Source organism: Aquibaculum sediminis (assembly GCF_040712085.1).
Classification (GTDB): domain Bacteria; phylum Pseudomonadota; class Alphaproteobacteria; order Kiloniellales; family DSM-21159; genus Aquibaculum; species Aquibaculum sediminis.
Window position 1 is genome coordinate 1 of record NZ_JBFCVK010000030.1, and the last position, 531, is coordinate 531.

The 531-nt window shown below is 35.8% G+C and carries 1 protein-coding gene; it reads right to left on the bottom strand.

Annotation, left to right across the window (positions count from 1 at the left end; genetic code table 11):
- Nucleotides 1-288: 288 nt before the first annotated feature.
- Nucleotides 289-531, bottom strand: a 243-nt coding sequence (locus ABZ720_RS17455; RefSeq protein ID WP_366556804.1) for a hypothetical protein, incomplete at its 5' end; no start/stop codon positions are given.

The window sequence follows — 531 nt, forward strand, 5'->3', positions numbered from 1 at the left end:
GATTAATAGCCACAGTTTGCCTGATTCGAACAGGATAATACGGTAGTTGCCTAGCGTAACCTTTCCAGTAGGAAACCCCTGTGGCTAGCTAAACTATACCCCTAACTTATTTTTTAATCAATAGGAGAAAAACAATGAGTATGTTTGATGACCCTCGTAGAGATTATCGGTTGTACTATCCTGAGTTTTTAAGCCGTTCCGAAAAAGAGCAGATCAAATCTGCGATGTTAGAAAGCCTGCGTAAAAGCAGCAATGTTCACGCAGACTTATTTCACTATTTAGAAGCGGTTAAGGTTTTGAATGAGTATCCAGAACCGCCAGAGAACAATTAAAGGATTTAAGAAGCTCTAGATCAAGCTCTTCTATTTTATCTTGCAACTCATTTGATAAAGCATTGACTACATCAATAAATCTATCAATAGAACTTTGATATTCTGCATGAGTTATATCAAGATTATTAAGTTGAGATTGAAGCAATACAATTGCAAGCGTATCTGCTTGTTGTTTATTCATTTTAAATTTCCTTTCGTT